10 protein-coding genes are annotated in these 12,478 nt (G+C 45.4%); 7 read left to right on the plus strand and 3 right to left on the minus strand.

Translation table 11 applies throughout. From position 1 onward, the window contains the following. Positions 1 to 386: 386 nt before the first annotated feature. From MO387_RS12120 to MO387_RS12140, 5 genes are all read left to right on the plus strand, one after another. The gene (locus MO387_RS12120; protein WP_107947665.1) at positions 387 to 2,990 is read left to right on the plus strand and encodes a TonB-dependent receptor; all 2,604 of its coding nucleotides are present in this window, start codon (positions 387 to 389) and stop codon (positions 2,988 to 2,990) included. A 261-nt stretch (positions 2,991 to 3,251) separates the two neighbouring features. Continuing rightward, the gene (locus tag MO387_RS12125) at positions 3,252 to 3,932 is read left to right on the plus strand and encodes a response regulator transcription factor (RefSeq protein WP_006086777.1); all 681 of its coding nucleotides are present in this window, start codon (positions 3,252 to 3,254) and stop codon (positions 3,930 to 3,932) included. A 224-nt stretch (positions 3,933 to 4,156) separates the two neighbouring features. Continuing rightward, positions 4,157 to 5,284: a M14-type cytosolic carboxypeptidase gene (locus tag MO387_RS12130; RefSeq protein WP_107947660.1), complete on the plus strand. Its 1,128-nt coding sequence runs from the start codon at positions 4,157 to 4,159 to the stop codon at positions 5,282 to 5,284. A gap of 12 nt (positions 5,285 to 5,296) precedes the next feature. Next, positions 5,297 to 5,614 (plus strand): hypothetical protein, encoded by a 318-nt coding sequence (locus MO387_RS12135; protein WP_011846761.1) that lies wholly within the window; start codon positions 5,297 to 5,299, stop codon positions 5,612 to 5,614. Then, a complete protein-coding gene (locus tag MO387_RS12140) occupies positions 5,611 to 5,892 on the plus strand; it encodes a DUF1315 family protein (protein WP_107947658.1) in 282 nt (93 codons plus the stop codon). The genes MO387_RS12135 and MO387_RS12140 overlap by 4 nt, the downstream gene beginning before the upstream one ends. Before the next feature lie 263 nt (positions 5,893 to 6,155). Here MO387_RS12140 and ansA read toward each other — a convergent pair whose 3' ends face one another. Together ansA and sppA are read right to left on the minus strand one after the other, a co-directional pair. Continuing rightward, complete coding sequence (gene ansA / locus MO387_RS12145; protein WP_006086774.1) at positions 6,156 to 7,169, minus strand: asparaginase; 1,014 nt, start codon at positions 7,167 to 7,169, stop codon at positions 6,156 to 6,158. 137 nt (positions 7,170 to 7,306) lie between these two features. After that, entirely contained in the window at positions 7,307 to 9,154 is a 1,848-nt protein-coding gene (gene sppA / locus MO387_RS12150) for a signal peptide peptidase SppA (protein ID WP_107947656.1), read from the minus strand. A 165-nt stretch (positions 9,155 to 9,319) separates the two neighbouring features. Between sppA and MO387_RS12155 the strand changes: the two genes are divergently transcribed. Both MO387_RS12155 and MO387_RS12160 read left to right on the plus strand, forming a co-directional pair. Then, positions 9,320 to 11,338, plus strand: a complete 2,019-nt coding sequence (locus MO387_RS12155; RefSeq protein WP_107947654.1) for an NADPH-dependent 2,4-dienoyl-CoA reductase — start codon at positions 9,320 to 9,322, stop codon at positions 11,336 to 11,338. 151 nt (positions 11,339 to 11,489) lie between these two features. Next, on the plus strand, positions 11,490 to 11,972 hold the full coding sequence (locus MO387_RS12160; protein WP_107947652.1) for a YciI family protein: 483 nt from the start codon (positions 11,490 to 11,492) through the stop codon (positions 11,970 to 11,972). A gap of 37 nt (positions 11,973 to 12,009) precedes the next feature. Here the strand turns inward: MO387_RS12160 and yfaE are convergent, their stop codons facing one another. Beyond that, positions 12,010 to 12,444 (minus strand): class I ribonucleotide reductase maintenance protein YfaE, encoded by a 435-nt coding sequence (yfaE, locus tag MO387_RS12165; protein ID WP_107950219.1) that lies wholly within the window; start codon positions 12,442 to 12,444, stop codon positions 12,010 to 12,012. Positions 12,445 to 12,478 lie beyond the last annotated feature (34 nt).

Here is a 12,478-nt window from a genome sequence, read left to right on the forward strand (position 1 = left end):
TGACTATGCAATTTAAGTGGTGCTTAATCAGTATCTCATTCCAGTTTGCGGCTCTCGCTTGAATAATTAAATGTGATCCTTATCACACTTTTTGATGCCGAACATGTTTCATAAAAGTAACTCGTTAACAGTGTTAATCACTTATTAATTATCATCATTAAGACTTAGCTTCTGATAAATTATATCGATTAAGTTTTATCGAAAATAAAAACCATCAAATAAAACAAGTTAACTCACATTTATTAACATCAATTTTTGATTGGTTAATATTTTGAGTGTTGACGGAGTTAAAGTGAATCCTCAGTATCGAGTGCAACACTAGTACATCAATAGTTGTACAAGCTGTAAGCATAAAAATAATAGTAAGATCTAGGGAGCATTCATACATGATCAAAAGAACCAAAGTAGCGTCGGCTATTAACTTAGCTATTGTTGCATCTATCACTTCAGGTGCATTTGTAACGTCAAGCGCATTTGCTGCGGAAGAAAAAGCAAAAGTTGAACGTATTGAAGTCACGGGTTCACGCATTCAGCGCCAAGATATGGAAACAGCTTCTCCTGTAACCGTTATCGATGCTGCTGCGATTAAAGCAGAAGGTTTCACTTCTGTTGACCAAATGCTACAAGTACAAACTTCAATGGCTGGTGCCGCAGTGGGCTCAACCACAAACAACGGTGCAGATGGTGTTGCACAGGTTGATTTGCGTGGTATGGGCTCACAGCGCACGCTGGTGTTACTGAACGGTCGCCGCATGGTGAACTCAGGTTCTGGTGCCAATAGTTCAGTCGATTTAAACTCGATTCCTGTGGCTATGATTGCCCGTGTTGAAATTCTGAAAGATGGCGCATCAGCCGTTTACGGTTCAGATGCGATTGCCGGTGTAGTAAACATTATCACTAAGAAAGACTTTGAAGGCTTCCAGTTTGACATGAACGGTAGCGGCACTGACAAAGGTGACGGTGAAAATGGTGATATAAGTGCTTTATATGGTTTCAACACCGATGGTGGTAACTATACCTTTGGTGCTGCTTACGCAGATCGTCGCGGTGTTGTCCAATCTGACCGTGACTGGACAGAGCCCGGAGCAAGTTCGTTCGTATCGAGTGGCGGTATTGTTGGCAACAAATTAGATGCGGATGGAAATCCGATATATGATGTAAAAGGTAATGTTAAACAACAAGTTAAAACTTTTCAAAATGGTGAATGGAAACCGCTTTCTCAGGGCTATGATTTTACAAAAGACAGTTTCTATCAAACTCCTAGTGAGCGTCGTAGTTTATTTGCAAATATGACCCAAGAATTGGGTAACGATGTCGTTTTAACTGCAGATGCCATTTACACTAATCGTCGTTCAAGCCAGCAACTTGCTGCACAACCTGCAGATATTATGCTAAATGTCTGTGGTGAAGTTGATGTTTCTGAACCATGTTTAGTGCTAGATTCAGCAATGCTTGCTGGAGGAATTGAGGCCGATGATAGAGGTAAAGTGAATTACCGTCGTCGTACAACAGATATTGGCCCTCGTATTTATTCCCAAGATACTGACACTTGGCGCTTATCTGGCGGATTAGCGGGTAGTTTAGATGTGCATACTGGTATGAACTGGGATGTAACCTATACCTATGGCAAAAACCAAGCTAAGACTACAGTTGTAAACTCGATTAATGCCGCTGCTACAGAAGCTTCTATTTATGCTAACTCAGATGCTTGGTTATCTGGGGCCCCATTAACTGCAGATATCATAAAAGATATTAGTTTTGTTGAAGATACTAAAGGTGGTAACGAGCAGCAAACATTATCAGCCGGTTTAAATGGTGAGTTATTCGATCTGAAAGCGGGTGCTGTAGGTTTCGCTATCGGTGCAGAATACCGTCGCGAAAGCGGTTTCTACACGCCAGACGAAGTAGTGATTGCTGGTGAAAGTACTTCTGCACAACAGGACCCAACAAATGGGAACTACAATGTTATCTCTATTTTTCAGGAGATTAGCATACCTTTTACTGAAAAATTAACAGGTGAGTTTGCCCTACGTTTAGACGATTATTCAACCTTCGGTAAAGCGACTACCTGGAAAATAGGTTTAACATACACAGCAACTGACGATTTAATGATCCGTGGTGTGGCAGCTACAGGTTTCCGTGCACCAAGCGTTGCAGAATTGTACGGTGGTAACTCTGGTTCATTCGATTACTTGACAGATCCATGGGGTAATGAGTTAGACCCTCAGATTTTAGTGAATCGGACCTCGGATAAAAAATTAAAACCCGAAGAATCAGAATCTTACACATTAGGATTAGTATACTCACCAAATTATATTGATGGTATGTCAGTAACATTAGACTACTGGCGCTTCAAGTTGACCGATGCTATTGCACGTATGGATGTGCAAACAGGCCTTGACGCTTGCTTTGCTGGCGATACTTCGGCTTGCGAAACATTTAACATTGGTTCAAATGGTGATTTAACGGATCTTTCAAGTGCGTTAACTAATGTTGGCTCACAAGACACTAGCGGTGTTGATTTCAACTTAGCTTACAACTTCGAGTTGCTAGGTTTAGATTGGAAAATCAACAATGATATGACTTACCTAGTTCAATTTGAGCAAGATGGTGAAAAATATACTGGGACTATCGATGGTAACTTTGGTGCTTATGCTCGTGTTCGTAACAACTTCAGCATCTCTGCCGGCCAAGGTGATTGGAGCGTAATGTACTTCAACCGTTATATTGGCTCAATGAAGGATTACTACACTGACTATGATGCAAATCTTGATGCTTTTACGGCTGTAGCTAATGTTGACTCAATCATTTACCACAACATTTCTGGTACTTATCACATCAATGATATGACGACTGTCAGTTTAGGTGTTAAGAACTTCACTGATGAAAAACCAGTTACTGTATCTAACGGTAGCGATGGTGGTACAGTTCCAGAAGTGTACGACACCATTGGCCGTACTATATACGGTGGTGTAACGGTTAAGTTCTAAGCTAAGTTAATACTCTTAGTGTTTAAAAAGCGCCTTAGGGCGCTTTTTTATTGTGAAATGGAACTAGACACCGATTTTTGAGTGGCTAACCATCATTTAACTCGTCACTTTTAAATAGCTAATTTTCGTTTAATTTTCGCTTCATCTCGTATTTTGTTCACAGTTTTCAACATCACACTTCTTAACGAATGTAATAGGTCTAGAGTCATCTCGATTCGCATGGTAATATAAATGATATAGATTCTCGTTTGGGTTTTAAGGATGAGTAAAATACTCTTAGTCGATGATGATCCCTTGTTTAGTGTGTGGTTGGCCGATGCCTTGGGCACACAAGGGCATGAAGTTGCATGTGCAGTAAATGGTGTTGATGGTTTGGCATGCATTGAAAGCTTTTCACCCGACATCATAGTGCTTGATTTAGTCATGCCACAAATGAATGGTTTTGAACTGTTAAAAGCGCGGGAATGCTCAACGCCGGTATTGATGATCTCAGCACGGGATAATGAAGACGATCGCATCACAGGTTATGAATTGGGGGCCGATGATTTTTTGAGTAAACCATTTAGTATCAAAGAGCTATTTGTTCGCTTACGTGCCTTAGAGCGGCGTCTTTGTGTCAGTCAATCTCACTCGCCGCAAATAGCGACTGTAGCAGCGAAAGTGATTAACTTTGATGATATGAGTTATAGGATCACCATTGGCACGCGTTATGTCGATTTGACTCAAACCGAATTTAAATTATTTAAATATCTGTTTGAAAGGAAAGGCCAAGTCATCACGAAACAAGAGTTGCAACGCTCAGTATTACAAAAAGATCTGGGCCGATTTGACCGCAATCTTGATATGCACATTAGTAACACTCGCCGTAAATTAGCCAACATCAGCTTGCCGCGTAACTTAATCAATACAGTGCGAGGCCAAGGTTATAGTTTTATGGCTTAACACCATCGTTTACCACCTCGTTAACGGCTAAGTTTGACGGATGTTTGGCGTGAAACTTGGTCAATAAAAGGTCGACTGCAACTGCCTTGACTGATTTTACTGGCTTTCGTTTTCCCCTTGGGATGTTTTGGTTTATCCTATCGGCCATATAATAAAATGTGCCGTGTGCTATCAGTCGCGTGCCATTAACTGCCCTTAGCTTTAACAACCTATTAGGAATCATTATGCGGATCAGTGCCAACTTTGATGGCGGAAATATCCAAGTCGTCAATCTTGATAATAAAGACGATATTCAACTTGCTATTCGTCCCGATGCGGGCGGCGAGTTTTATCAATGGTTCAATTTTCGATTCGAAGGTGAGGTGGGTAACCATTACACCTTAAATATCATCAACGCGGGGACGGCTTCCTATACCAAGGGATGGGAAAACTATCAGGCAGTAGCCAGTTACGACCGTCAGCATTGGTTCCGTATTCCGACTCAATATAAAGACGGTAAACTGAGCATTAGCTTAGAGCTGGACTGCGATGCAATTCAAATCGCTTACTTTGCGCCATACAGCTATGAGCGTCACTTAGATTTACTCAGCGGCGCCCAGTTACACCCAGATGTCAATTTAGAGCATTTAGGCCTGACCTTAGATGGCCGCGACATTACCCTGATGAAAGTAGGGAATGGCGATCCTTCTAAACGCAATATTTGGATCACCGCCAGACAACATCCGGGTGAAACCATGGCTGAATGGTTAGTCGAAGGTCTCGTTAATCGTTTACTCGATAATGACTGCCCCACGGCGAAAGCGCTGCTCGATAAAGCCAATTTCTATATAGTGCCGAACATGAATCCCGATGGCAGTGTCAGAGGCCATCTGCGCACCAATGCGATTGGGATCAATCTTAACCGCGAGTGGCAAACGCCAAGTTTAGAAAAGAGCCCTGAGGTGTACCACGTCGTCAACAAGATGCAGCAAACGGGTGTCGACTTGTTCTATGATGTCCATGGTGATGAAGGCTTACCTTATGTGTTTCTCGCAGGTTGTGAGGGCGTGCCTGCCTACAATGATAAGCTGGCGCAGCTGCAAGTGGACTTCAGTCAAGCATTAACCTTAGCCAGTGCCGATTTCCAAACTCAGTTTGGCTATGACAAAGACGAGCCTGGTCAAGCGAATCTGACCGTAGCGTCTAATTGGGTCGCTCAGACCTTCGAGTGTTTATCCAATACCCTCGAAATGCCGTTTAAAGACAATAACAATTTGGCCGATCCTTTTGTGGGTTGGTCGCCAGAGCGCAGTATTTATTTAGGTGAAGCATCGCTTATCGCCATGCTCGCCGTTGTTGATAAATTACGTTAGGGCGAGGCTGATATGGCATTAATTGAATGTCCAGTGTGTCGCAAGCGGATGTCGAGTAAGGCGCCTGTATGTCCCCATTGTCAAGCGAGCACCAATGGTGACAATGAGTCTTTATCGCGCATTAGTCATATTCAAAAGTCCAGCAGCTTAATGAATCAGAGTTTTGTAGCTATGACCTTGTTTATTGCTGGTGTGGTGATTTGGTTTTGGGGTGGTGAACCTGCCGAAGGTATGCGGGCGAATATCGCTGGAATATGCTTTGTGTTTGGTTTTGTGGGTTATCTCATCACACGAGTCAGAATCGTGTTACATAAGCGGAAAAGTGTATGACAGATATTAATCAAGTGATCGATCAAATGCCCATTGAAGTCTATGAAAGGCTTCGTAGTGCAGCAGAGCTGGGTAAGTGGGAGGATGGTACTGTGTTGAGTGAGACTCAGCGTGAATCGACTCTGCAGGTCGTGATGTTGTATCAAGCCCGTAAGCTTGAGCAAACTGAGCATTTCACTATTGCGCCTGACGGTAAAATCAATGAATTGTCTAAAGCCGAGCTGAAAAAGCAATTCCGCGGTGAGCCGATTGCTGAGTTTAAAGTGCAGGATTTATAAATTACTCACTGACTTCAAGGTGGTTTGTGTTTGCTAAGATGTTAGGCGTGGATCTAGGACTAGCTGTTTATGTGACGCTAATATTGATTTAGTATCAACTAATTTCAATGCAAATAGCCTCTGTAAAAAGCTCTCTGTAAAAGCACCGACACATGCACTCATTTGACGTCGTTTAATCTGAGTTAACATAAAAAAGCCCATTAAATATGGGCTTTTTTGTTGCTAGTGATTGAGTACTACGAATAGATTAAAAGACACTATCTTTAATCTATGCTCAATTCACCGACCAAGTTTTGTAACATGGCCGCTTTTATCTCCGCTGGCTGCAAATTTTTCGATAGTAAATAATGCAGTTTTGCCAAGGCCGCTTCTATGGTCATATCGGCGCCACTGATCACGCCCGCTTTAGCGAGTGCATTGCCCGTGGCGTAGCCGCCCATATTCACCTTACCTTGGAAACACTGGGTAAGATTCACCAGCACTATGCCACGTTCATCCGCTTGCCTTAAGGTTTTGAGTAAGGCAGCATCCTGCGGCGCGTTACCCACACCAAATGTCAGTAGTATGAGGGCTTTAACCGGCTGCTGCAGAATGTTCTCAAAAATCTGGGTCGAGATCCCTGGATACAAGGTCACCACACCGACAGGCTGCGGGCTAATATGCGCCACTTCCAATGGGGTATCGTTGGCAACGGTGATTTTGCCAGCGCGCAGATTGATTTTGATCCCAGCTTCAAGCAGTAGCGGGAAGTTAGGCGAAGCAAAAGCATCGAAACCGTCGGCGTGGGCCTTTGTCGATCGATTGCCCCGAAAGAGTTTGTTATTGAAGAATAAACACACTTCTGCGACCGGATAATTGGCCGCAATATAGAGTGAGTTTAATAAATTGGTTTGACCGTCTGAGCGCAGCTGGGCGAGGGGAATTTGCGAACCTGTCACTATCACAGGTTTTGACAAGCCTTGCAGCATAAACGACAGCGCCGAAGCCGTGTACGCCATAGTGTCAGTGCCATGGAGTATCACAAAGCCATCGTATTTATCGTAATTAGCTTGTATATCGTCGGCGATCATCTGCCAATCGGTCGGTGCCATATTGGAAGAGTCGATAAGCGGGCAGTATTCGTGGATCACGAATGTCGGCATTTCTTCATGGTAAAACTCAGGCATAGATTGCACGCACTGAGTCAGGAATCCCGCCACAGGGACGAAGCCGTTATCGGTCTTTTGCATACCGATGGTGCCGCCTGTATAAGCAACATAAATGGAGCGTTTAGTCATTCTTGTCGTTTTCTTAGCTTCAAGTGGTCGAATTATACGATTTAACTGGCATAAACCCAATAAAAAAGCCCGGAGATCCGGGCTTTGTCTTTGTCATCATCTTGAAGTTGCGAGCAGCAACCTAGACGCTGGCAGATTTAGTTCATCATGTTGCAAGTATCGCAGTAGATGTAGACGTTATTTGGATCATCAAAAGAGGTTAACGTTTTCAAGCTGCTGGTCAATTGCGCTAGCATTTGCTCTAACATCGATGATTGGCTCAGTGAGGCGGGCAGGTAGCTCGATACTGAGGCAAACATCTGTTGCATAAAGCGTTGCTCGGGTGTCAGCTCTTGTTCGATAACGCGGGTGTCAAATAGCGTCATATCCGCGAGTTTAGCGGCTTTAGCTATCGCCTCATCTAAATCACCTAGTTCATCGACTAAGCCAAGCTCAAGGGCTTTTTTACCACTCCAAACACGGCCTTGGGCAATCTTATCGACTTGTTCTATGGTCATTTTGCGTTCTTTGGCGACCAGCGAGATAAAGTCTAAATAGCCACGTTCAATATGACGTTGGATAATCGCTTCAACTTGCGGTGACAGCGTGCGCGTCACAGACAATCCCGCCCATTCCGACGTCGATACGCCATCAGTATGCACGCCTATACTGGCCAGAGAATCTTCGAAGGTGGTGATCATGCCGAAGATCCCAATTGAGCCCGTAAGCGTGGTAGGCGTTGCGAAGATGTAGTCGGCACTGGCCGAAATCCAATAACCACCCGATGCGGCTAAACTGCCCATACTGACGACAACAGGTTTGCCCGCTGCTTTAAGTGCCAGTAATTCTTGACGAATTTGCTCCGAGGCAAAGGCGCTACCGCCAGGGCTATCGACGCGCAGCACTAAGGCTTTAACGTGTTTATCGAAACGTGCCTTACGTAGCAGCTCGGCAGTGCTTTCGCCGCCAATTTGGCCCGCAGGTTGAGTGCCGTTCAGAATCGTACCGCTTGCGACAATAATGCCGACACTGTCTTGCTCAACAAAGCTTGGCAATGGCGTCACTAAGGTTAAATAATCATAAAAACTCACTTGCTTGAAACTGTCACCGCTGCTGGCCTTGCCCACGGTTTCTAACATGGTTTGACGAAAATCTTCCGTGGTCGCTAAGCTATCAACCCATTTCATGTTGATGGCCATCGCCGCAGAGTCACCATTGGCTTTATCGAGCTCGGCCAAATAAGTGGTTGCATCGGGCACCAGCGAGTTAGGCTCAATATTGCGATTGCCTGCGACAGTCTGGGTGTAGCTTTGCCATACATCCGCTAAAAGCGCACTGCTGGCTTCGCGAGCGGCGTCGGACATATCGTCACGCATGTAGGGTTCAACCGCGGATTTAAAGGTCCCTACGCGGAAAATATGCGCTTTAACTTTGAGTTTATCTAAGGCCGATTTGAAGTACTGGTTGTACATACTCAGGCCATCAAGCGACACGCCGCCTTGGGGATTGAGGTAAATAGTGTCGGCAAAACTGGCGAGGAAATATTGATTTTGCTCGTAGTAATTACCGATGGCGACCACTTTTTTGCCGCTTTCTTTAAAGCGGTTAAGTGCATCTCCGATAGATTGCAGCTTGCTGATCCCGGCACGTTTCAAATCGGCGAGATCAAGTACTAGGGTACTAATCCTTTGATCTTGCGCGGCATTGTCAATCACATACAGCACATCGGAGAGCAGGATTTCCCCATCGGCGTTGGCATTTTGGCCTTGCTTGAATGCGGCTTCTAAGGGATCGACCTGTTGTTTCTGATCGACAATCGAGCCAGCCAGATTAAGCACTAGTGCTGAATTATCTTCAACTTGAATATCTTCGCTGCTGCCAATAGAAATAATGATGGCGGCTAAGATGCCAAAAAAGATCAGATTGAGGATCAGTTTACGCGTCCCGTTGAGGGTGTGCCAAATAAACAAACATATTCTCTTGAAAAACGATGGGTTAGCGGACATCTGCCACTCCTTTATAAGTCCAATCTGCCAATGCTAACTGAAAATGGCGCTACAGGCTAAACACAATTGTAAAGGATTTTGACTGATGGCCTCGATCCAACGGTTGAGCTTAGATTTGACTCAAGGTATGCTGATTTAAATCACTTGTTTTAAAAGGATGTTTGAATGTCGTTTCCCCATTTATTAGAACCCTTAGATCTGGGATTTACCCAGCTCAAAAACCGCGTGCTTATGGGCTCAATGCACACAGGTTTGGAAGAAGAAAAGGGCGGATTTGAGAAACTGGCAGCGTTCTACAAAGAACGTGCTCTGGGCGGTGTAGGTTTGATTGTGACGGGAGGTATTTCCCCTAATCTTCGTGGCCGCCTTACGCCCCACGCTTGTCAGCTGAGTTTTCCTTGGCAAGTCGGTAAGCATCGCGTGGTCACGCAGGCTGTGCATGGGGCGGGCGGTAAGATCTGTATGCAAATTTTGCATGCGGGCCGCTACGGTTATCATCCTTTTTCCCAAGCACCGAGCAAGATTAAATCACCCATTACACCTTTTACGCCGTCTGCTATGTCTAGTCGCCAAGTACGCTCGACCATTAAGGATTATGCCAGCTCAGCCGCCCTTGCCAAGAAAGCTGGTTACGATGGCGTCGAGGTCATGGGCTCAGAAGGTTATTTGATCAATCAGTTTGTCAGTGCGCGCACCAACACCCGCACCGATGAATGGGGCGGTGCGTTTGAAAAGCGGGCGCAATTCCCAATTGAGATTGTTAACGCGATACGGGCAAAGGTCGGTAAAGACTTCATCATTATCTTCCGTTTATCTATGCTCGATCTAGTGGATAACGGCTCAACTTGGGATGAAGTGGTGCAGCTCGCCCAGTGGTTAGAGCAAGCTGGCGTGTCCATTCTAAATACCGGTATTGGCTGGCATGAAGCGCGCGTACCGACCATTGCGACGAGTGTGCCTCGCGGTGCCTTTGCGTGGGTAACTGAAAAGCTCAAACAATCTGTCTCTGTGCCCTTAATTGCCACTAACCGCATTAATACCCCTGAAATCGGCGAGCAGATCATTGCCTCTGGTCAAGCTGACATGGTGTCGATGGCAAGGCCTTTTCTCGCCGATCCTGAGTTTGTCAATAAAGCCGCGGCGAACACACCAGAGCTGATTAACACTTGTATTGGCTGTAACCAAGCATGTCTTGACCATACTTTTTCACTCAAGCGCGCGACCTGCTTAGTGAATCCTCGCGCCTGTTATGAGACTGAAATCAACTTCTTACCCACAGCAAATAAAAAACGTATCGCTGTGATGGGCGCAGGTCCTGCGGGCATGGCATTTTCTGTTTATGCCGCCATGCGTGGCCATGATGTTGTCTTGTTTGAAACGAAATCCGAGGTGGGTGGACAGTTTAATCTCGCCCGTAAAATCCCAGGAAAGGAAGAGTTTAACGAGACTATCCGTTACTTCATCAATCAAATTAAGCTGCATAAGGTGGAGCTGAGATTAAACACTCGCCTCGATGCCAGCGTATTGGCGACCGAAAAATTTGATGAAGTAGTGATAGCGTCAGGTGTTGTGCCGCGTGATTTAGTCTTACCCGGCTTTGATGACCCACGGGTGGTCGATTATCAAAAAGTGCTCTCGGGTGAAGTGACTGTCGGTAATACAGTAGCCTTGATTGGTGCTGGCGGTATCGGATTTGATATGGCGCATTACTTATGTGAGCGCCAATCTAGCACCTTGGACCCAGATAAATGGCTGCAACAGTGGGGCATAGATAAAACTTACCAGCATGCGGGCGGCCTAACAGAACCTCAATCCGACAATACCGATCATCGTAAGGTCTATTTACTGCAACGTAAAACGTCGAAGATGGGCAAGGGCTTAGGTAAAACCACCGGCTGGATCCACCGTCTTGTGCTTAAGCAACATGATGTGAAGATGAAAACAGGCGTGAGTTACGACAAGTTTGATGACGCGGGTTTACATATTCGCGTTGGCGAACAAGCAGAAGTATTGCCAGTGGATAATGTTATCCTCTGCGCTGGCCAAGAATCGAATCGCACTTTGGTGGATGAGATGAGAGCGACAGGCATGCCAGTGCATTTAATTGGCGGTGTCGATGTCGCCGCAGAACTTGATGCTAAACGGGCGATTCGCCAAGGCGCCGAACTGGCGATGCGTTTATAGTCATTTTCAAAAGCCCATATAGCATCTAAAGCCTGAGTCTTAATCAGGCTTTTTTATTGCCTTTTCAACATAGTTGCCGCAAATACGCTAAGGTTTAAATGCTTAAATTAAGCAACATAACTCGCCCATAACCCACGCAGAGGGAACCACTATGCAGCTTAACACTGTCTTTAACGCTAAGATCACCATCAGCCTTATCACTTGCCTATTATGTGGATTAATGGTGAGTTTTTCGGCCCACAGTACTCCACCGTTTGACGAGCAGCGTGCTAAAAATGCCGGTGCCGATGAATACGGTATGAAGCACTATGTAATGGCTTTTTTAAAGCGGGGCCCTAATCGGGATAGAACACAGGCACAGGCCGAACAATTGCAAAGGGCGCATTTGGACAATATCACTCGCCTTGCCAATGAGGGCAAATTAGTGCTGGCGGGGCCCTTTTTACACGATGGCGAATTACGCGGTATTTATGTCTTTAACGTTACTACGGTTGAAGAGGCAAAAGCCTTAACGGAAACCGATCCTGCAATTCAAGCGGGCAGTCTAGTGCTGGAATTATTACCTTGGTATGGCAGTGCGGCGCTGACAGAGGTCAATGAGCTGCATAGGGTGATGGCGAAAAAAGACATTTAAACCGCTAGGCTCAATTAGCCCCTATCAGACTCAGAGGTTATTTTTCGCACACTTCGACGAATGTTGGCGAGACTTGCGGCTTTGAACCGTGGGATATAGCGTTCTGTGTTGGTGAATGGCCTTTGCGGCCCATGTGTTGTGACCCTTTGGCTGCATAGGTGACGACAGCTGCACCTTCAGGTGATAGATCCAGCTCTAAATCTTCGGTTGGTACACAGCAGCAGGGCAAACATTCATCATGTTTGAGTTCGGCTAAGGGTTCGTTTAAGTAGCTGACTTTTCCGCTTATGACGCGTGTTTTGCAGGCACCGCAGAAACCGTTACGACATTCTGAGAAGATTTTGACTTTTTTGGCTTCAAGTGCTTGCAGCAAAGTGCCTTGTTGCTCGGTAAAGAGCAATACAGGCTGACCTTGAAGGCGCACGATTGGCGCCTTCGCAAACAGGTTTTGTGGCCGTTTTTTCGATGTCACTGTTTTAATGCCATTTTGTAACGTCACTTTTAAG

Source organism: Shewanella sp. N2AIL, from assembly GCF_022690845.1.
GTDB lineage: Bacteria > Pseudomonadota > Gammaproteobacteria > Enterobacterales > Shewanellaceae > Shewanella > Shewanella baltica.

Bases quoted from the DNA above. Each gene is read 5' to 3' on its own strand.
- MO387_RS12120 (WP_107947665.1), top strand. From the start codon at position 387: ATGATCAAAAGAACCAAAGTAGCGTCGGCTATTAACTTAGCTATTGTT.
- MO387_RS12125 (WP_006086777.1), top strand. From the start codon at position 3,252: ATGAGTAAAATACTCTTAGTCGATGATGATCCCTTGTTTAGTGTGTGG.
- MO387_RS12130 (WP_107947660.1), top strand. From the start codon at position 4,157: ATGCGGATCAGTGCCAACTTTGATGGCGGAAATATCCAAGTCGTCAAT.
- MO387_RS12135 (WP_011846761.1), top strand. From the start codon at position 5,297: ATGGCATTAATTGAATGTCCAGTGTGTCGCAAGCGGATGTCGAGTAAG.
- MO387_RS12140 (WP_107947658.1), top strand. From the start codon at position 5,611: ATGACAGATATTAATCAAGTGATCGATCAAATGCCCATTGAAGTCTAT.
- ansA (WP_006086774.1), bottom strand. From the start codon at position 7,169: ATGACTAAACGCTCCATTTATGTTGCTTATACAGGCGGCACCATCGGT.
- sppA (WP_107947656.1), bottom strand. From the start codon at position 9,154: ATGTCCGCTAACCCATCGTTTTTCAAGAGAATATGTTTGTTTATTTGG.
- MO387_RS12155 (WP_107947654.1), top strand. From the start codon at position 9,320: ATGTCGTTTCCCCATTTATTAGAACCCTTAGATCTGGGATTTACCCAG.
- MO387_RS12160 (WP_107947652.1), top strand. From the start codon at position 11,490: ATGCAGCTTAACACTGTCTTTAACGCTAAGATCACCATCAGCCTTATC.